This is a genomic window from Rhodopseudomonas sp. BR0C11 (genome assembly GCF_010820945.1).
Classification (GTDB): Bacteria; Pseudomonadota; Alphaproteobacteria; order Rhizobiales; family Xanthobacteraceae; genus Rhodopseudomonas; species Rhodopseudomonas palustris_H.
In genome coordinates this window covers 1-654 of the sequence record NZ_QTKI01000794.1, presented here as the reverse complement: position 1 = coordinate 654, position 654 = coordinate 1, and the positions used below count along the sequence as shown (strand labels likewise).

1 protein-coding gene and 1 pseudogene are annotated in these 654 nt (G+C 65.4%); both read right to left on the bottom strand.

Features of this window, described 5'->3' with window-relative positions:
* A partial coding sequence (locus tag DYI24_RS27430) for an IPT/TIG domain-containing protein (RefSeq protein ID WP_349627825.1) occupies nucleotides 1-469 on the bottom strand: 469 nt, incomplete at its 3' end.
* 6 nt (nucleotides 470-475) lie between these two features.
* A pseudogene (locus DYI24_RS28705) lies at nucleotides 476-610 on the bottom strand (IPT/TIG domain-containing protein); the annotation flags it as partial.
* Nucleotides 611-654 lie beyond the last annotated feature (44 nt).

Here is a 654-nt window from a genome sequence, read left to right as displayed (position 1 = left end):
TCGTAATGATGATCGAAGTCGATGTGTTGGTGCCGAGCGTCGCCGACGCCCCGCCCACCGTCACGCTGGTGACACCGGACAGGTTGGTGCCGCTGATGGTTACCGACGTGCCGCCGGTGGCCGGGCCAAAACCCGGCGAAATCGAACCGATGCTCGGTGGCGCCACATAGGTGAAGCCGCCGGTCGCGGTCGCCGATCCGCCTGCGGTGGTAACAACAACGTCGCGTGCGCCCGCTGTACCGGATGGCGTCGTGATGACGATCGACGTCGATGTGTTGGTTCCGAGCGTTGCCGATGCACCGCCGACTGTGACGCTGGTGACGCCTGACAGATTGGTACCGCTGATCGTCACCGACGTAGCGCCGCCGGTCGAACCGGAACTCGGCGAAATGCCTGTGATGGTCGGGGCGGCGATGTAGGTGAACTGGTCGCTCGAGCCGGTCGCCGATGTCCCGATCGGCGTGGTCACGGTGACGTGCACGGTCCCGGCGCTGCCGCTAGGCGAGGGCACGACGATCTGGGTCGACGAACTGCTGGTGAAGCTGCCGCTCGCCACCGAATTCGAGCCGAAGCTGACCGAGGTTGCGCCGCTGAAGTTCGTACCTGTGATGGTAACCGAGGTGCCGCCTGTGGCTGGACCGGACGTCGGCGAAA